The 18,197-nt window shown below is 67.0% G+C and carries 14 protein-coding genes and 1 tRNA gene; 7 read left to right on the forward strand and 8 right to left on the reverse strand.

The window, feature by feature from the left end:
* Window positions 1-129 precede the first annotated feature (129 nt).
* Complete coding sequence (locus tag KPL81_RS17855; RefSeq protein WP_219793316.1) at window positions 130-1,236, forward strand: FAD-binding oxidoreductase; 1,107 nt, start codon at window positions 130-132, stop codon at window positions 1,234-1,236.
* A 22-nt stretch (window positions 1,237-1,258) separates the two neighbouring features.
* Here the strand turns inward: KPL81_RS17855 and KPL81_RS17860 are convergent, their stop codons facing one another.
* Complete coding sequence (locus KPL81_RS17860; protein ID WP_209474915.1) at window positions 1,259-2,332, reverse strand: substrate-binding domain-containing protein; 1,074 nt, start codon at window positions 2,330-2,332, stop codon at window positions 1,259-1,261.
* 192 nt (window positions 2,333-2,524) lie between these two features.
* Here KPL81_RS17860 and KPL81_RS17865 point away from each other — a divergent pair, with 192 nt between their 5' ends.
* The 6 genes from KPL81_RS17865 to KPL81_RS17890 all read left to right on the forward strand — a co-directional run bounded on the left by KPL81_RS17865 (window position 2,525) and on the right by KPL81_RS17890 (window position 9,509).
* On the forward strand, window positions 2,525-3,022 hold the full coding sequence (locus KPL81_RS17865; protein WP_219793317.1) for a formate dehydrogenase subunit gamma: 498 nt from the start codon (window positions 2,525-2,527) through the stop codon (window positions 3,020-3,022).
* Window positions 3,022-4,572 (forward strand): formate dehydrogenase beta subunit, encoded by a 1,551-nt coding sequence (locus tag KPL81_RS17870; protein ID WP_219793318.1) that lies wholly within the window; start codon window positions 3,022-3,024, stop codon window positions 4,570-4,572. The genes KPL81_RS17865 and KPL81_RS17870 overlap by 1 nt, the downstream gene beginning before the upstream one ends.
* A gap of 17 nt (window positions 4,573-4,589) precedes the next feature.
* Window positions 4,590-7,472 (forward strand): formate dehydrogenase subunit alpha, encoded by a 2,883-nt coding sequence (gene fdhF, locus KPL81_RS17875; RefSeq protein ID WP_209474910.1) that lies wholly within the window; start codon window positions 4,590-4,592, stop codon window positions 7,470-7,472.
* Window positions 7,465-8,289: a formate dehydrogenase accessory sulfurtransferase FdhD gene (fdhD, locus tag KPL81_RS17880; RefSeq protein ID WP_209474909.1), complete on the forward strand. Its 825-nt coding sequence runs from the start codon at window positions 7,465-7,467 to the stop codon at window positions 8,287-8,289. The genes fdhF and fdhD overlap by 8 nt, the downstream gene beginning before the upstream one ends.
* 7 nt (window positions 8,290-8,296) lie before the next feature.
* Window positions 8,297-8,539 carry a formate dehydrogenase subunit delta gene (locus KPL81_RS17885; RefSeq protein WP_209474907.1) on the forward strand — a complete coding sequence of 81 codons (243 nt, stop codon included), beginning with the start codon at window positions 8,297-8,299 and terminating at the stop codon, window positions 8,537-8,539.
* Window positions 8,540-8,858: 319 nt separating this feature from the next.
* Window positions 8,859-9,509, forward strand: coding sequence for a L,D-transpeptidase (locus KPL81_RS17890; RefSeq protein WP_209474905.1), 651 nt, complete (start codon window positions 8,859-8,861; stop codon window positions 9,507-9,509).
* 12 nt (window positions 9,510-9,521) lie between these two features.
* Here the strand turns inward: KPL81_RS17890 and KPL81_RS17895 are convergent.
* The 7 genes from KPL81_RS17895 to fdnG all read right to left on the reverse strand — a co-directional run bounded on the left by KPL81_RS17895 (window position 9,522) and on the right by fdnG (window position 18,195).
* Window positions 9,522-9,617: transfer RNA gene (locus tag KPL81_RS17895), tRNA-Sec, on the reverse strand.
* Between the two features lie 31 nt (window positions 9,618-9,648).
* Window positions 9,649-11,574 (reverse strand): selenocysteine-specific translation elongation factor, encoded by a 1,926-nt coding sequence (selB, locus tag KPL81_RS17900; RefSeq protein WP_219793319.1) that lies wholly within the window; start codon window positions 11,572-11,574, stop codon window positions 9,649-9,651.
* On the reverse strand, window positions 11,571-13,031 hold the full coding sequence (gene selA, locus KPL81_RS17905; protein ID WP_219793320.1) for an L-seryl-tRNA(Sec) selenium transferase: 1,461 nt from the start codon (window positions 13,029-13,031) through the stop codon (window positions 11,571-11,573). The genes selB and selA overlap by 4 nt, the downstream gene beginning before the upstream one ends.
* A 134-nt stretch (window positions 13,032-13,165) precedes the next feature.
* Window positions 13,166-14,101: a formate dehydrogenase accessory protein FdhE gene (gene fdhE, locus KPL81_RS17910; protein ID WP_219793321.1), complete on the reverse strand. Its 936-nt coding sequence runs from the start codon at window positions 14,099-14,101 to the stop codon at window positions 13,166-13,168.
* A complete protein-coding gene (locus tag KPL81_RS17915) occupies window positions 14,098-14,793 on the reverse strand; it encodes a formate dehydrogenase subunit gamma (protein ID WP_219793322.1) in 696 nt (231 codons plus the stop codon). Before KPL81_RS17915 ends, fdhE begins: the two co-directional genes overlap by 4 nt.
* Window positions 14,790-15,719, reverse strand: a complete 930-nt coding sequence (gene fdxH / locus KPL81_RS17920) for a formate dehydrogenase subunit beta (RefSeq protein WP_209474789.1) — start codon at window positions 15,717-15,719, stop codon at window positions 14,790-14,792. Before fdxH ends, KPL81_RS17915 begins: the two co-directional genes overlap by 4 nt.
* Window positions 15,720-15,732: 13 nt before the next feature.
* Window positions 15,733-18,195 (reverse strand): formate dehydrogenase-N subunit alpha, encoded by a 2,463-nt coding sequence (fdnG, locus tag KPL81_RS17925; RefSeq protein ID WP_219793323.1) that lies wholly within the window; start codon window positions 18,193-18,195, stop codon window positions 15,733-15,735.
* Window positions 18,196-18,197 lie beyond the last annotated feature (2 nt).

An 18,197-nucleotide genomic window follows, 5' to 3' on the forward strand; every position in this document is an offset into this window, starting at 1 on the left:
GACTCATGGGCATGCCCGTGTCGTAGTCAGGCAAGTCGTGGCCTTGCCGCCTGGCGCAAAATTCGTTCAACGGCAGGCGGTGTTCCGCAGTCGGAGCCTTCCACGCTGATCAATGCCAGGCGACTCGACATGACCATGAACTTTCTCAACCCCGTCACGACCCAGACCTGGACCAACGGCCGCCATTTGGTGCGTTGCGTCAAGGTCATCCAGGAAACCTGGGACGTCCGCACTTTCTGCTTCATGGCCGAGCAGCCGGTGATGTTCTTCTTCAAGCCGGGGCAGTTCGTGACCCTGGAGCTGGAGATCGACGGCGAGCCGATCATGCGCTCCTATACGATCTCCAGTTCGCCATCGATTCCCTACAGCTTCTCGATCACCGTCAAGCGGGTGCCGGGCGGCAAAGTGTCGAACTGGCTGCACGACAACCTGAAGGTCGGCGACGAGCTGGCGGTGCATGGGCCGGTGGGCAACTTCAACTCGATCGACTTTCCCGCCGACAAGGTGCTGTTCCTCTCCGGCGGCGTGGGCATCACGCCGCTGATGTCGATGACACGCTGGTTCTTCGACACCAACGCCAACGTCGACGTCGAGTTCATCCACAGTGCACGTGCCCCGCGCGACGTCATCTACCATCGCGAGCTGGTGCACATGTTCTCGCGGATCCCCGAGTTCAAGTTGCATATCGTCTGCGAGAAAAAGGACGACATCGGCGAGGCCTGGGCCGGCTATCGCGGGTTTTTGACCCAACCGATGCTGGAGCTGATGGTGCCCGACTTCCTCGATCGCGAGATCTTCTGCTGCGGCCCCACGCCCTACATGAACGCGATCAAGCGCATCCTGCGCGATAACGGCTTCGACATGAGCCACTACCACGAGGAGTCCTTCGGCGCCACGCCGCTGGACGTGCGCGAAGAAGTGCTGGAACTGGCCGAGCAGGCCGAGGCCGAGGCCGAGGAGATCGACTACGCCGACATGCTCAGCGTCGAGTTCGTCGGCTCGGGCAAGAGCGTCCGCATCCAGCCGGGCGAGACGGTGCACTCAGCTGCCGCCAAGCTGGGCCTGCACATTCCCAAGGCCTGTGGCATGGGTATCTGCGGCACCTGCCGGGTGGGACTCAAGTCCGGTGAAGTGGACATGGAGCACAACGGCGGCATCACCGATGAGGACATCGAAGAGGGTTACATCCTCTCCTGCTGCAGCAAGCCCCGGGGCGACGTGGTGGTCGATTACTGACTGAGGCCGGGCCCGGCTAGGCTCAGCCCTGCCGGGCCTGGTCGAACAGTTCTTCAACGCCGCATACCTCGCCGCAGCGGTCCAGCGAATAGCCGGGCAGCTCGCGGACGGCCGCCTGGAACGCCTCGCCGCGGATCATCTCGAGCAGGCGCACGACGCTGGGGTCGGCAAGGCTCCTGCGCTGGCACACCAGCAGGTAGTGCTCATGAGCCAGCGGCAGGAAGGTCAGGCCGAATTGATGCGCGGCGGCTTCGACGCCGAAGCCAACATCGGCCATGCCGGCGGCGATATAGGCGGCCACGGCGGAATGGGTGTACTCCTCGAGTTCGAAGCCGGGGATGCGCTGCGATGCGAGCCCGGCCTCGCGCAGCAGGATGTCGAGCAGCGCCCGGGTGCCCGAGGCCTTCTGTCGATTGATGAAACGCACGTCACCTCGGGCCAGGTCGGTCAGGCCGGCGATGCCCTTGGGGTTGTCCGGTGCGAGCATGAGCCCCTGGCAGCGGGTGATGAAGCGGATGATGCAGTGGCTGCGTGGCCGAAGCTGGCGCCGATAGCCCTGCATCAGCGGACCGTGGGTCGCCGAAGTCGGCATGTGGTAGCCGGCCACGTCGCAGGCGCCTCGATTGAGTGCCGCCAGTGCCTCCTGCGGGCTGCAGTACTGCAGGTCGAGCTGGAAGTCGCTGGCGAAGCGGGGCAGCAGCGCTACTGCATAGCCGTGACTGGCGTGCATGCGCAGTACCGGCTCGACACCTTCGAGAAGTTGTTGAAGCTCGAGGTTGAGCTCCGAGCCCAGGCTCTCGAGCTGCGGGCCGAGCCGGGCAGCCACTCGCTGGCGGGCCCACAGCAGCTTGTCGCCGAGGGGGGTCAGCCATGCGCCGCGCCCCTTCTGCATCTCCACCAGGCCAGTGCCGAAGAAGTCCGCCCACTTGTTGAGCAGGTTCCAGGCGTGGCGATAGGAGATACCGACCTCGGCGGCGGCCTCGGTCAACTTGCCGCTGCGATGAATGCCCTGCAGCAACCCGAACAGCTGAGGGTCCAGGCGGTTACCGGACTCGTCGGTAAAGGACCAGGCCGGCTCGATTCGAATGCGTTTCATATGCTGTGTTTTTCATATTTCGAAACGGAAGCAGTACTGCTACTTTCACAAGTACGCGAGAGCAAGAGCGATTGCCGTGAAGCGACATACAGCGTAATTCATATATGCACTGTAGTACATAAATAGACCGTCACTAGCAGCGTCGAACGTATTGGTACGACATGCACCCTACGTTCGCTTCGAGGCCAGGCCATGCCAAACAGCCCATTCCTTCCCTGGAACCCCCAACAGGTTCAGGACGAGATCGACGCCCTGAAGCACGAGCCCGGGGCCTTGCTTCCCATCCTGCATGCGATTCAGGACCGCTGCGGCCATGTGCCGCGTGAGGCGGTGCCGATCATTGCCGAGGCGTTGCAGCTCACCCGTGCTGAGGTGCACGGCGTGATCAGCTTCTATCATCACTTCCGAACCACCCCACCGGGACGTCATGTGGTGCAGATCTGCCGCGCCGAGGCGTGCCAGGCGCGCGGTTCGCGGGCACTGGAGAATCACGCACGGGAAACGCTCGGTATCGACTACCACCAGACGACCGCCGACCGCGAGATCACCCTGGAGCCGGTCTATTGCCTTGGCAACTGCGCCTGCGGTCCGTCGCTGCGTGTCGATGACCGCATCCTCGCCCGCGTCACCCCCGAAAAATTCAACCGGCTGGTCGACGAGCTGACCACGCAAGTGCTGGAGGTGAGCTAATGCCAGTGAGGATATACGTTCCCCGCGAGACCACGGCGCTGGCGCTGGGCGCCGACGAGGTCGCCGAGCGTATCGAGGCAGAGGCGGTCGCTCGCGGCGCCGAGGTCGAGCTGGTGCGCAATGGCTCGCGCGGGCTGTTCTGGCTGGAGCCGCTGGTCGAGGTCGAGACCGACGCCGGGCGTGTCGCCTATGGTCCGGTCGAGCCCGGCGACGTGGCCGGCCTGTTCGACGCCGGGCTGCTAGAGGGCAGCGCCATGTCTACCCTCTGCCGGGGGCCGACCGAGTCGATTCCCTATTTGCAGGCCCAGCAGCGTCTGACCTTTGCGCGCATCGGGATCACCGATCCGCTCTCACTCGACGACTATCGCGCTCATGACGGTTTCCGCGGCCTGGAGCAGGCGCTGGCGCTCTCGCCCCAGGCCATCGTCGACGAGGTCAAGACCTCCGGCCTGCGCGGTCGCGGCGGGGCGGCGTTCCCCACCGGCATCAAGTGGCAGACCGTGCTCGACGCCCCAGCCGACCAGAAATATATCGTCTGCAACGCCGACGAGGGCGATTCCGGTACCTTCGCCGACCGTCTGGTGATGGAGTGCGATCCCTATCTGCTGATCGAGGGCATGGCCATCGCCGGCCTCGCCGTGGGCGCCACCCAGGGCTACGTCTACCTGCGTTCCGAATACCCCCTGGCACACGAGATTTTCAACGAGGCCATTGCCCGCGCCGAGGCTGCCGGCTATCTCGGCGCCGACATCCGCGGCAGCGGCCGGCGCTTCGACCTCGAGGTACGGCTCGGCGCCGGTGCCTACATCTGCGGCGAGGAGACCTCGCTGCTCGAAAGCCTCGAGGGCAAGCGCGGCATGGTGCGCTTCAAGCCGCCGCTGCCGGCGCTCGAGGGGCTGTTCGGCAAGCCCACCGTGGTCAACAACGTGCTTTCGCTGGCGGCGGTGCCCTTCATCCTCTCCCGCGGGGCAACGGCTTATGCCGACTACGGCATGGGCCGCTCACGCGGCACCCTGGCGCTGCAGCTGGCCGGCAACGTCAAGCGCGGTGGCCTGGTCGAGCTGGCCTTCGGCACTACCCTGCGCCAGCTGATGGAGGATTTCGGCGGCGGCACCGCGAGTGGCCGACCGCTGCGCGCGGTGCAGGTGGGCGGTCCGCTGTGCGCCTATCTGCCCGAAAGCCAGTGGGACCTGCCGCTCGACTACGAGACCTTCGCCGAGGTGGGGGCCGGGGTCGGCCACGGTGGCGTGGTGATGTTCGACGACACGGTCGACATGGGCGAACAGGCGCGCTTCGCCATGGAGTTCTGTGCGGTGGAGTCGTGCGGCAAGTGCACGCCCTGCCGCATCGGCGCGGTGCGCGGCGTCGAGGTGATCGACCGCATCCGCGCAGGTGACAACCGCGAGGCCAATCTCGCGCTGCTGGGCGACCTGTGCGAGACCATGGTGGACGGTTCCCTCTGCGCCATGGGGGGCATGACGCCCTTCCCCGTGCAGAGCGTGATGAAACACTTTCCCGACGACCTGCAGCGCGACGCCACGCAGCGTTGAGCGGGAGGAGGTACGACATGTTGCAATACTTCGACCCCAAGCACGCTTCTCCGGAGCGCGACTACGGTACCCCGGCGCGGCTCTCCGGGACGCTCGTCAGCCTCGAGATCGACGGCCACGAGATCACCGTCCCCGAAGGCACCTCGGTGCTGCGCGCAGCGGCCTTGGCCGACATCAACATTCCCAAGCTGTGCGCCTCGGACAACCTCGAGGCATTCGGCTCCTGCCGTCTGTGTGCGGTGCAGATCGAGGGCAAGCGCGGTTTGCCGGCCTCCTGCACCACGCCGGTCGAGGCCGGCATGAAGGTCACCACCCAGAACGCACGGCTGGCCAAGTTGCGGCGCAACGTGATGGAGCTCTACATCTCCGATCACCCGCTGGACTGTCTGACCTGCCCGGCCAACGGCGACTGCGAGCTGCAGGACATGGCCGGCGCGGTGGGCCTGCGCGAGGTGCGCTACGGCTTCGACGGCGAGAATCACCTGGACGCCGAGACCGACGACTCCAACCCCTACTTCAGCTTCGACCCCAGCAAGTGCATCGTCTGCTCGCGCTGCGTGCGCGCCTGCAACGAAGTGCAGGGCACCTTCGCCCTGACCATCGAGGGGCGCGGCTTCGAGTCCAAGGTCGCCGCCGGGCAGAATGATGCGTTCATGGATTCCGAGTGCGTCTCCTGCGGTGCCTGCGTGCAGGCCTGCCCGACCTCGACGCTGATGGAGAAGTCGGTGATCGAGCAGGGTCAGCCGGAGCACAGCGTGGTGACCACCTGCGCCTACTGCGGCGTGGGCTGCTCGTTCAAGGCCGAGATGCAGGGCGACCGGGTGGTGCGCATGGTGCCCTATAAGGGCGGCGACGCCAATCATGGCCACTCGTGCGTCAAGGGGCGCTTCGCCTTCGGCTATGCCACCCATCCGGACCGGCTCAAGTCGCCGATGATCCGCGAGTCGATCGACCAGCCTTGGCGCGAAGTGGGCTGGGAAGAGGCGATCGCCTTCGCCGCCGAGCGGCTCAAGGCGATCCAGGCCAAGCACGGTCGCGAGAGCATCGGCGGCATCACCTCCTCGCGCTGCACCAATGAGGAGACCTACCTGGTGCAGAAGCTGGTGCGCGCGGCCTTCCACAACAACAACACCGATACCTGCGCGCGGGTGTGCCACTCGCCCACCGGCTTCGGCCTCAAGGCGACGCTGGGCGAGTCCGCCGGCACCCAGACCTTCGATTCGGTGATGAAGGCCGACGTGATCGTGGTCATCGGTGCCAACCCCACCGACGCCCACCCGGTGTTCGCCTCGCAGATGCGGCGCCGGCTGCGCCAGGGCGCCGAGTTGATCGTCGTCGACCCGCGCCGCATCGACCTGCTCAAGACACCGCACCATCGCGGCGCCCAGCACCTCGCCCTGCGCCCCGGCACCAACGTGGCGATGATCAACGCGCTGGCGCACGTGGTGGTCAGTGAGGGACTCGAGGATCGCGAGTTCATTGCCAAGCGCTGCGATGCGGCGGGCTACCAGGCCTGGCGCGAGTTCATCCTCGACGAGCGCCACTCGCCCGAGAACGTCGAGGCGATCACCGGCGTGCCCGCCGAGCAGGTGCGCCGCGCCGCGCGCACCTACGCCCAGGCGCCCAACGGCGCGATCTACTACGGCCTCGGCGTCACCGAGCACAGCCAGGGTTCGAGCATGGTGATGGGCATCGCCAACCTGGCCATGGCCACCGGCAACATCGGCCGCGAGGGGGTGGGCGTCAACCCGCTGCGCGGGCAGAACAACGTCCAGGGCTCCTGCGACATGGGCTCCTTCCCCCACGAGCTGCCGGGCTACCAGCACGTCGGCGACCCTGCCGTGCGTGAGCGCTTCGAGGCGGCCTGGGGCGTGCCCATCGATGACGAGCCGGGGCTGCGCATTCCCAACATGTTCGACGCTGCCATCGCCGGCGACTTCAGGGCGCTCTACGTGCAGGGCGAGGACATCGCCCAGTCGGACCCCAACACCCAGCACGTAGAGCAGGCGCTGCGCTCGCTGGAGTGCCTGATCGTGCAGGACATCTTCCTCAACGAGACGGCCAAGTTCGCCCACGTGCTGCTGCCGGGCTCCTCCTTCCTGGAGAAGGACGGCACCTTCACCAACGCCGAACGACGCATCAACCGCGTGCGCAAGGTGATGCCGCCGCTGGCCGGCAAGCAGGACTGGGAAGTGACCGTGGACCTGGCCAATGCACTGGGTTACCCCATGCACTATGACCACCCGGCCCAGATCATGGACGAGATCGCCACCCTCACGCCGAGCTTCTCCGGGGTCAGCTACGCGCGGCTCGACGAGCTGGGCAGCATTCAATGGCCGTGCAACGAGGCGTACCCGAAGGGCATGCCGACCATGCATATCGAGGACTTCCCCATCGGCCTGGGTCAGTTCGCCATCACCGACTACGTGGCCACCGAGGAGCGCTCCAACCGTCGCTTCCCGCTACTGCTCACCACCGGGCGCATCCTCTCCCAGTACAACGTCGGCGCCCAGACCCGGCGCACCGGCAACCAGGCCTGGCACGACGAGGACGTGCTCGAGCTGCATCCGTCCGACGCCGAGCTGCGCGGCATACGCGATGGCGACTGGGTCGGCATCACCAGCCGAGCCGGCCAGACGGTACTGCGTGCCCGGGTCAGCGACCGCATGCCGCCGGGGGTGGTCTACACTACCTTCCACCACCCGGGCAGCGGAGCCAATGTGATCACCACCGACAGCTCCGACTGGGCGACCAACTGCCCGGAATACAAGGTGACCGCCGTGCAGGTCGAGAAGGTCAGCCAGCCGTCCGTCTGGCAGCGCCAGTTCGAAAGCTTCGACCGGCTCCAGCTAAGGTTGCTGCGCGGCGACGAGCCCTCAGCGGAGCGTGTGAATGAGTGACGACCCCAGCCACTGCCGAGCCCCGGTTGAGGTACACCGGGGTGGCAGTGCCATGCGGCTCGAAGACAGTATCGCCGTGGAGCTGCCGGTAGCGCTGGTTTACAACGGCATCTCCCACGCCGTGATGATGGCCACGCCGACCGATCTGGAGGACTTCGCGCTGGGGTTCAGCCTCACCGAGGGTATCCTGGGCACGGCGGATGAGCTCTACGACCTGGAGGTGCGCCAGGAAGCCCAGGGCATTGCCGTGCATCTCGAGATCGCGACGCCGCGCTTCATGGCGCTCAAGCAGCGCCGGCGCAGCCTGGCCGGCCGCACCGGGTGCGGCCTGTGCGGTACCGAGTCGCTGGAACAGGCGATTCGCCCGGTGGCGCCGGTCGTGGCGCCGATGGTCGGCGACGCTGCCATTCAGCATGCTCTGGAGACGCTCAAGTGGCACCAGCCGCTTCAGCGGGAGACCGGGGCCACCCACGGCGCTGCTTGGTGCGATCTCGAGGGGCGTATCCTGCTGGCGCGCGAGGATGTCGGTCGTCACAACGCCCTCGACAAGCTGATCGGTGCCCTGCTTCGTCAGCGTGATACTGACCGGCAGGGCTTCGTGCTGGTCTCCAGCCGGGCCAGCTACGAGATGGTGCAGAAGAGCGCCAGCGCCGGCATCGGCTGCCTGGTCGCCGTGTCGGCTTCCACCTCGCTTGCCATCGAGCAGGCGCGCCAGGCCGGCCTGATGCTGGTCGGCTTCGCCCGCACGGGGCGCCATGTCATCTATCATCAGCCGGCCGCCGAGACAGCGCCGGCAACCCATGCCAGCGGAGGTTGATGTCGCCATGAGCCGTAGCCAGCTCGATACCCTGATCCATATGGTGAACCAGATCGCCATCAACAATGCCCACTACGACGACGCTGCCGAGCGCATTCATGCCCACCTGACCAAGTTCTGGGCCCGCAGCATGAAGCGCCAGATCGTCGACTACCTGCAGCAGGACGGCAGCGAGCTCTCGCCCTTGGCCAGGGAGGCCATTGAGCGGCTGGCGCAAGCCCAGACAGAGGCTCGCTCGGCAAGCGCTTGAACCCGATGGGATCACGCTTTTCAACGGTGTCAGGCGCTCTCCTTATTTCGTCTTAACCGGCCTGTGCTATATTTGCCTCATGCGTCTCATGGTTCGGCCGGTGGCCCGACCGACGGGCCTCATGGGGCCCGCCCCAGGGTCTATACCGGGAGTCGGGCGGCGAAAGCGCCTGCACCACTCCCCCTTGTTCCTGCTCCCATGCGATGACGTCCCTCGAAAGGAGTCGTGCCATGACCCTCATGGCGCGGACCATGGCAGGTCCGAATAACTCGATCGACTCAAGTCGACAATAACTCCATTACGCACGGGGCAGGGGCTCATGAACAGGGCATTCCTCCAGGCTGCCGCCTTGACGGCAGGCTTCTTCACGCTTGGGCCGGCGGCCCAGGCCAATCTTCCCGTTTCTCTCGATGGCAGGCTGGGTGACTCGCCGACGCTGTGGCAGGTGCTGGATGCGGTGGCCATGCCGGAGGGGCTGACGGCCGACGAGGTGTGGCTCAGCATCGACCTGCGCAACCGCCAGGTGCGCGTGCTGCGCGGCGAAACCGTGATCGAGCGCATCGAGCATCTTGCTTTCGGTGCCGGCGGTGCGGCGCCGCTGCGGGCCAAGGGCAGCTCGATGACGCCGCTGGGTGAATTTCGCGTCGACCGCATCAATCGCGCTTCGCGCTTCGGGCTGTTCTTCGGCTTCGACTATCCCAATGCGCAAGTGGCGGAAGAAGCGCTGCAAAGCGGCAAGATCACGCTGCAGGAGTATTGGTACATCGAGAACTACCGGGCGCGTCACGGCCGGGCACCGCATACCACCTCACTGGGCGGGTTGATCGGTATTCACGGCCTGGGCCAGGGCGATCCCGACGTGCACCGCAGCTTCGACTGGACCGAAGGCTGCGTTGCGGTCAGCAACGAGGAGATCCGCGCGCTGGACCCCTGGCTAAGGATCGGCACGCGGGTGGTGATCAGTGGTTGAGCGCGGGGAGGCTGGCGGAAGAGCGTGGGAGTCGAACCCACCAGGGACCGCTGGCAGCCCCTGCCAGATTTGAAGTCTGGCCGCCCCACCGGGGGTCGATCCTCTTCCTTGAGCGGTGCCTTGTGACAGGGCCGTTGCCCTACGGCCAAATATCGGCGTTGCGTATCACGCGCTCGTCGCCGACGCGGCGCGTGAAGCCTACCTTATCAAAGAATTCGAGTATGTGAATGGCGAGCTTGCGGCCGGTGCCAATGCGGTCGCGAAAGGCGGCCGCGCGAATGCTGCCGTGCTCGCGCTCGAGAAGATGCACGGTGGCGGCCATCTCGGCCACCGCTTCGGCCGGGTAGAAGTGGTCCCGGCGCACCTGGTAGAGCCGGCCGAGACGGGCACAGGCGGCGAGGACCTCGCGAATGCGACCCACGTCGAGGTGTTCGCTCGTCGCCAGGTCGCGCACCCGCGGCGGCTGAAAGGGGGCAGCGGCGATACGCGGCTCGAGCCGCGCCCATAGCGCTTCCTCCTCTTCGCCGAGGCTTACCTGGTGGCCGGGCAGGGCGACGAAGGGGCCGTGGGCCTCCAGCTTGCCGTCTTCAATCAGGCGTTCCAGCAACTGCCGGCCCGTCGCTTCGGGTAGCGCGGGCATGGCCTGGCGGATCAGGCGGGCACGCTCGGTGCCGAGCATCGAGGGCTCGCGTTGGTGATTGGCGGCGACGGTGTCGAGCAGCCGGGTCTCCAGGGCCGAGATGGCCTCGGCAGAGAAGCTCCGGGCGGCTTGTGCGGTCGTCAAGGTCTCCCCGCCAAGCGACTTGACCGTCTCGACCAGCGCTTGCACCTCGGCATTGGCATTGCGCGCCAGGGCGTGCAGGTCGATGCCGACGGGGCGGCGGTGCAGCCCCTCCCGCAGCGCCGGGGTCAGGTCGAGCGGGGCGATGGTGGCGCACTCGGCCAGCGCGGCGAGCCAGGCCAGCCGCTCGGGACGGCGCTGGCCGCGGCGCGGCGGGGCGCCATCGAGCACCGTACCACCGCCCAGGGTGAGGCGCCCGGCGGGGTCGCGAATCACGAAACGGTCGCCGAGACAGGCGTGCACCGGGGCATCGAGCACCAACTGGCCCAGCATGTGCTCGCCGGGGGCGAGGCGCTGGCCCTCGAGCAGCGCAATGCGTCCGCTGAGCCGTGTCACGCCCAGGTGCGCGTGTATTGCGGCCCAGTGCTTGAGCTCCGGTGCACCGTCGAGCAGCCGGAGCTGGACGTCGAGCCGCCGCAGCGGCGGCGTCTCCAGCGCTTCGGCCACGATCCAGCCACCGCGCTGGATCGAATCGCGGTCGATATGATTGCCGGCGAGATTGAGCGCCACGCGATCGCCCTGCTGCGCCCACCGGCTGTCGCGATGCTGGCGACGCAGACCGCGCACCCGGGCCTTCAGGCCGGCCGGCACCAGACGTACCTCGTCGCCCTGCGCCACTTGACCGGCGAAAGCCGTGCCGGTTACCACCAGTCCGGCGCCGGTCTTGGTGAAGACCCGATCGACGGCGAGCCGGAAGTGCCCCTGCGCCGTTGCCTGGTGCTGCGCCGCCGCTGCGGTCCACAGCCGGTCGCGCAGCGCTTCCACGCCCTCGCCGCTGTGGCTGGAGACCTCGACGATCGGTGCTCCGGCCAGCGGTGTATCGGCCAGCAGCGTGGCAATCTCCTTGCGTACTTGGCAGCGGCGTTCGGTATCGACCCGGTCGACCTTGGTCAGGGCCACCAGCCCGCGGTCCAGGCCCAGCAGGGTGAGGATCTGCAGGTGCTCGCGGGTCTGCGGCATCACGCCGTCGTCGGCGGCCACCACCAGCAGCACCGTGTCGACACCGGCGCTGCCCGCCAGCATGTGATGCAGGAAGCGCACGTGGCCGGGCACGTCGATGAAGCCGAGCTCCACGTCGTCGGCGACCTCGGGGTAGGCGAAGCCGGGCTCGATGGTAAGCCCGCGCGCCTTCTCCTCCTTCAAGCGGTCGGTGTCGATGCCGGTGAGCCGCTGGATCAGCGCGGTCTTGCCATGATCGACATGACCGGCGGTACCGACGATCACGGCGACGCCTCGCTGCCCTGCGTTGCGGTCGTGTCGTAGAGGTAGGGCAATTGCTCTAGCTGCGCGAGGAAGAGGGCTTCCTCCTGAGCGCCTTCGAGGCAGCGCAAATCGAGAAGCAGGGCGCCTTCGTGGCGGCGTCCGATGACCGGACGCGGCAGGCGGCGCAGGGCGGTCTCCAGGCGGCGGATCTGGCGCTCGCGCTGGCGCCGACTGTCGGCGCGGGAGCACCACGACAAGGCTCGGCTGGGCAGACGATCGACCGGCAGCGAGCCGCTGCCGAGCTGACTGGCGCATGGCGTCAGGGTGACCTCGAAGTCGGCGAGCAGCCCTTCCATCCGGGGCAACAGCCGTTCGCCGGTGGCCATGATGTCTGCCTCCGGGCGGGTCAGCAGCGCCAGGGTGGGAACGTCATGCTGGGGAGCGTCGCTGTCGCGGTAGAGGCGCAGCGTGGCTTCGAGCGCGGCCAGGGTCAGCTTGTCCAGACGCAGGGCGCGCTTGAGCGGGTGGCGTTTGATCCTCTCGATGGCCTCGCGGCGACCGACGATGAGGCCGGCCTGGGGACCGCCCAGCAGCTTATCGCCGCTGAAGGTGACCACGTCGGCCCCGGCGCCGATGGCGTCGCCCGGTTGCGGTTCGTAAGGCAAGTCGAGGGCGGCGAAATCGGTCAGCGCACCGCTACCCATGTCGATCAGGAAAGGAATATCGTGGGCATGGGCGATCTCCGCCAGGCGGGTCTCGGGCACGCTGCAGGTGAAACCGGTGACGGCATAGTTGGAAGTGTGGGCCTTCACGATCAGCCCGGTGTGCTCGCCGATGGCGTCTTCGTAGTCGCGCGCGTGGGTGCGGTTGGTCGCCCCGACTTCACGCAGGCGGCACCCCGCCGCCGCCATGATGTCGGGCATGCGAAAGGCGCCGCCGATCTCGATCAGCTCGCCACGCGAGATCAGCGCCTCGCGGCCGGCACCCAATGCACCCAGGGCCAGCAGCACGGCACCGGCATTGTTGTTGACCACAGTGGCCGCCTCGGCGCCGGTCAGCTCACACAGCAGGCTCTCCACCAGCCGGTCGCGATCGCCACGGCCACCGCTGTCGAGGTCGTACTCCAATGCTACCGGGTGGCGCGCCGCCTCGGTCATGGCGGCGACGGCCACCTCGGCGAGCGGCGAACGGCCCAGGTTGGTGTGAATGACCGTGCCGGTGAGGTTGAAGACCGGCTGGCTGGCCGGGCGGGCCAGTTCGTCCAGCTGCTTCAGCACGCGCCGAGCCAGCTCATCCACGTCGGGGGCGGTCGAGGACGGTTGTGCCAACTCCCGGCGAGTCTCCTCCAGCGTCTGGCGCACGGCGCGCCGGATCAGGCGGTGACCGTATTGCCTGCGTGCCTCCAGCACATGCGGATGGGCCAGTAGCGTGTCCACCGCGGGCAGGCGGCGTCGAACGTCCGTTGTCGTCATGTCCATGCCGGGGTCGTGGTCCCTGTCTCAACGAAGTGGGTCATCCCTTGTCGGCAAGGGAGGGTCATATTCCGTGTTTCGAGGAATAGGCACTTCTATGGCATAGCATGTCGGGGCGGGGGACGTCCATGTTGTGTCTGCTAGTCGTCAACGATCAACAGCGGATTGAAGCTGCTGCGTCGATAGCGCCCCTTCTCGCCGAGCAGCAGGTCGAGCGCGAGGCTCGCGAGGTCGTCCGCCAGCGGTTCGGCAGCGGGCTCCAGCTCGCGCGGAAATATCTTGAGGTAGCTGCCGCAGTCGCCGCAGGCTTCGGCCTGGGCGACAGCGTTGCCCTCCTCCGTTTCGTCCGTCTCCGACGACAGGCTCAGGTAATGGAGCTTGCCGCTGCGTTCGCACACGCTGCAGAGGGAGCGCTCCAGGTACCACTGGGTGGCGCACAGGCCGCACTGCAGATAGCGTACGCCGTGGTAGCGCGGCTCGGCTTCGATCACGCTGGCCAGCGGTGGCGAGCCGCAGCAGGGGCACAGGGTACGCACCTCGCCGGCGGGGCGTGCTGGCGCCTGGGGCAGCGCACGCGTCAGTCGCAGCCAGGCCACCTGCAGTGCGGCGGCCACCAGGGGCATCAATCCGCGCCGGGTGGGTTCGCCGGCGTTGCCGGCGAGTACCTCATCCGCCAACCGGTCGATCTCGGCAGCCGATAGGCGACGCAGGGCGTCGAGGAGCGGGCGCTGGGCCTGGCCGACATGCAGCTCGAGGGCGTCCAGCACGGCATCGAGTTCGGTCCCGAGATCGATGCTGCTGCGCAGCGCCTGCACGTTGAGCGGTGGCATGCCATGTTCCAGTGCCAGCGCGAAGGCTCGAGGCTCCGGCTGCCAGGCCGGCGTGGCATGTTCGAAAGCCGCCTGCTGGGCCTGTGCCAGCTGCGCCATGAAGTGCAGGAAATCTCCCAGCGGCGCGACGCGGTCGGCGAGCTCGCGCAGGCGCCGAGCACGGCGGGCGAAGTGGTCGGCGTCGGGCAGGCGGACCTCGGGCGGCTGCATGACACCCGTCGGGGCGTTGCCGAAGGCGTGGGTCACGGCGACTCCTGTCGGTTCGTGGGCGTGTCGTGGCGGCTGCTGATCGCACGGTGCTTGCGCGCCTTCTCGCGCTCTTCTTCGTACCACAGGTCATGGTGATGGCGGGCCCAGGCCCAGCTGACCCGGCCGCGCACCATGGCCTGGAACGAGCCCTTGACCCAGATACCCGAGTAGACGTGGATGATCAGGGTGAGGATGGCGAGAAAGGCGACGCCGGCGTGGCCCAGTGACGCCAGCCGGCGTAGCGTGATGGGCACGGCCCCGGCGAAGTAGGGCTGCCAGATCAGCAGGCCGCTGATCAGCAGCAGGGCGATGCAGCCGAGCATGATCCAGTACACCAGCTTCTGGCCGGCGTTGTTCTTGCCGACGGGCGGCAGCTTATCGTCGCGATTGGCCAGCACGTCGCGGATCTGCCTGAGCCACTGGATGTCGCGCCGCCTGATCAGGCTCTCCCTGAAGAAGGCGATCGCCATGAACAGGAACATCAGCGTCATGAACAGGCCGATCCAGGGGTGCAGGATGCGGGTCATGGTCGGCCCACCGAACAGTGCCGTCAGTGACCAGAAGAAGGGGTGGAAGAATGGCAGCCCGCTGAGCACCAGCAGCACGAAACTGATCGCGACGAGCCAGTGGTTGAGGCGGTTCCAGACGCTGTAGCGCTGGAGGGAGGGATCCGACTTGGCCAGGCTCATGGGCGCTCCTCCCGTTCACGTTCGCGGGCGTCGTCCTCGCGCACGGCAGCTTCGTCCTCCTCGCCGTGTTCCTTGGGGCCGGCGGTGACGTAGTGGAAGAAGCCGGTCAGGGCGGCAAGCCCGATGGCCACCGAGGCCAGCGGCTTGGTCACGCCCTTCCAGGCGTCGACCAGGGGACTGATACGTGGATCCGCGGGCAGGCCACTGTAGATCTCGGGCTTGTCGGCGTGCTGCAGCACGTAGATCACGTGGGTGCCGTCGACCCCCTCGGGGTTGTAGACGCCGGCATTCTCGAATCCGCGCCGGTGGAGGAAGTCGCTGCGCTCCTCGGCCAGGTGCAGCATCTCCTCGCGGGTGCCGAACATGATCGAGCCGGTGGGGCACGACTTGACGCAGGCCGGCTCCAGACCGTGATAGACGCGGTCGGAGCACAGCGTGCACTTGTAGGCCTTGTGGTCCTGCTTCGAGATGCGCGGCACGTCGAAGGGACAGCCCGACACGCAGTAGCCGCAGCCGATGCAGTGCTCCGAATTGAAGTCGACGATGCCGTTGGCGTACTGCACGATGGCACCGGGCGCGGGGCAGGCCTCGAGGCAACCCGGCTCGGCGCAGTGCATGCAGTTGTCCTTGCGGATCAGCCATTCCAGGTTGCCCTGCTCGTCCTCGTACTCGTTGAAGCGCATCACCTGCCAGGTATCGGGAGTGAGATCGAGGGGGTTGTCGTACTCGCCGACACACTCGCCGACCTCGTCGCGCAGGTCGTTCCACTCGGCACAGGCCACCTGGCACGCTTTGCAGCCGATGCAGCGCGACACGTCGATCAGCTTGGTCACCTTTTCCACCCCGCCGTCGCGCTGCCGGGGGGATTCCACCTGGGTCGCCGAGCGGGCGATGACGTTCTGCAGATTGATCTGGTCGCCTCTCATCCTTGGCCTCCTCCTACAGCTTGTCGACCCGCACCAGGAACGACTTGAATTCCGGCGTCTGTGTATTGGCGTCGCCGACGAAGGGCGTCAGGGTATTGGTCAGATAGGACTTCTTCGTCTCGCCGAGGAAGCCCCAGTGCAGCGGGATCCCCACCTGATGCACGGTGCGGCCCGCCACCTGCAGCGGGCGGATGCGCTTGGTCACCACCGCCACGGCCTCGATGTAGCCGCGCTTGGAGCTGACCCGCACGCGGTCGCCCTTGGCGATGCCCAGCTCCTCGGCCAGGCGTTCGCCGATCTCGACGAACTTCTCCGGCTGGGCGATGGCGTTGAGCCGGTTGTGCATCGTCCAGTAGTGGAAATGTTCGGTCAGGCGGTAGCTGGTGGCGGCATGCGGGAACTCCTCGAGGGTGCCGAAGTTCTCGCGATCCTGCTCGAATACCCGTGCCGCGGGGTTGTGCTTGGCCCGCGGGTTGTCGGGATGCAGGGGGTTGCTGGCGATGGGGGTCTCGAAGGGCTCGTAGTGCTCGGGGAGCGGACCCTCGTTCATGCGATCACGAGCGAAGATCTGGCCGCGCCCGGTCTGGTTCATGATGAAGGGGCCCTGGCCCTCTTCCGGCGCCGAGCCCACCGGGAAGTCGGGCACATCGTTGCCGACCCAGCGCTGGCCGTTCCACCACACCACCGCCTTGCGCAGCGACCAGGGGGTGCCGTCGGGGCGGGCGCTGGCGCGGTTGTAGAGGATGCGACGGTTGGCCGGCCAGGCCCAGGCCCAGCCCAGGGTCTGGCCGGTGCCATAGGGGTCGGAGTTGTCGCGCCGGGCCATCAGGTTGCCTTCGCGCGGCCAGCAGCCGGCAAACAGCCAGCAGCCGCAGGCGGTGGAACCGTCGGCGCGCAGCGTGCCGAAGTCGGGGAGTTGTTCGCCGGCGCGCACCACCAGGTTGCGCGCCTCGTCGTAGACATCCTCGAGCGCCCAGCCGTTGTACTCTCGTGCCAGCTCGTCGGGGCTCGGCTCCTCCGGGTAGCGGTAGGGCCACTGCAGGTTGAGGATCGGCTCGGGGAAAGCCCCGCCTTCCTGCTGGTAGAGGCGTTTGAGTCGCAGGAAAATGCCGGCCATGATCGCCGTGTCGGCGCGCGCCTCCCCGGGAGGCTTGGCCGCCGACCAGAACCACTGCAGCCAGCGTGAGCTGTTGACGATGGTGCCGTCCTCTTCGGCGAAGCAACTGGTCGGCAGGCGGAACACCTCGGTGTCGATCCGTGCGGGATCGACGTCGTGGAACTCGCCGTGATTCTTCCAGAATTCCGCCGTCTCGGTGCGCAGCGGGTCGATCACCACGAGGTATTTCAGCCGCGACAGAGCCTCGGTGTTCTTGGCCTTGTGCGGGAAGGCCGCCAGCGGATTGAAACCCTGGCAGATGTAGCCGTTCACCTCGCCCCGGTGCATGCGCTCGAAGGTGTGCAGCACGTCGTAGAGAGGCTGGCCGAGCTTGGGCAGCCAGGCGTAGCACCAGTCGTTGTCGGCGCTGGCGGCGTCGCCGAACCACGCTTTCATCAGGCTGACGTGGAAGCGCTCGTAGTGGCGCCAGTATGAGACCTCGTCCTCCACCAGCGGCGGGCGGGCGCGATCGTCGATGTAGCTGGCATAGCTCTGTTCGTCAGACTGCGCGAGCTTGAGGTAGCCCGGTAGCAGGTTGGAGAGCAGGCCCAGGTCGGTCAGGCCCTGAATATTGGAGTGGCCGCGCAGGGCGTTGACCCCACCGCCACGCATGCCCATGTTGCCCAGCAGCAGCTGGATGATGGCCGCGGTGCGGATGATCTGCGAGCCGATCGAATGCTGCGTCCAGCCCAGCGCGTAGAGGAAGGTCATGGTCCTGTCGGGCGCAGCCGTCTCAGCCATCATGTCCCACACGCGCTGGATCTTGTCGCGCGGCGTTCCGCAGACCGATGACACCACATCGAGGGTATAGCGGCTGTAGTGCCGGCGCATCAGCTGGAACACGCAGCGCGGGTGCTCGAGGGTCTCGTCGCGCCGGGCGTAGTCGTCGGCGTTGTGCTGGTAGCGCCAGCTCGCCTTGTCGTACTCGCCCCTGTCGGGGTCGTAGCCGCTGAACAGGCCATCCTCAAAGCCGAACTCGGGGCTGACGATCAGGCTGGCGTCGGTGTAGGCGAGCACGTACTCGCGATGGAAGCGCTGGTTCTCGATCAGGTAGTTGATGAACCCGCCGAGGAAGGCGATGTCGCTCCCGGTGCGGATCTCGGCGTAGTAGTCGGCTACCGCCGCCGTGCGATTGAAGCGCGGATCGACCACCACCAGCCGCGCATCGTTGTACTGACGCGCCTCCATCACCCAGCGGAAGCCCACGGGGTGCGCTTCGGCGGGGTTGCCGCCCATGGTGACGATCAGGTCGGCATTGCGGATATCGACCCAGTGATTGGTCATGGCACCGCGACCGAATGTTGGGGCAAGACCTGCCACCG

Origin of the sequence: Billgrantia antri, assembly GCF_019430905.1 — a bacterium.
Lineage (GTDB): Bacteria > Pseudomonadota > Gammaproteobacteria > Pseudomonadales > Halomonadaceae > Halomonas > Halomonas antri.